The 263-nt window shown below is 38.0% G+C and carries 1 protein-coding gene; it reads right to left on the reverse strand.

Features of this window, described 5'->3' with window-relative positions; all coding sequences use genetic code 11:
* Positions 1–263, reverse strand: a 263-nt coding sequence (locus tag R0K30_RS22355) for a hypothetical protein (RefSeq protein ID WP_410613081.1), incomplete at both ends; no start/stop codon positions are given.

Raw genomic sequence — 263 nt, forward strand, 5'->3', positions numbered from 1 at the left:
AGTGCATGTTTGCAATGTGTTTATCGCCAGCTCGATAATCTATATCAAGCTCACTCGCTAAGTGCTTAAAACTACTGTGCAAAGCACGAAATTGCATAGAGCAAATAAGTATGTTTTTATCGCTGAGTTTACTTGCTGCAATACCTAATGCGGCTGATTTTCCTCTTCCCCGATCTGCATTAATTAATAATGGTCGATTTGCTCGTCCGTTTGCCGTTTTTATTATTAATTCAATACACTGTTGTTGCTCGGTAAAGTCAATT

The sequence above is a fragment of the Bacillus sp. SIMBA_154 genome, assembly GCF_046536015.1.
GTDB lineage: Bacteria > Bacillota > Bacilli > Bacillales > Bacillaceae > Bacillus > Bacillus pumilus_P.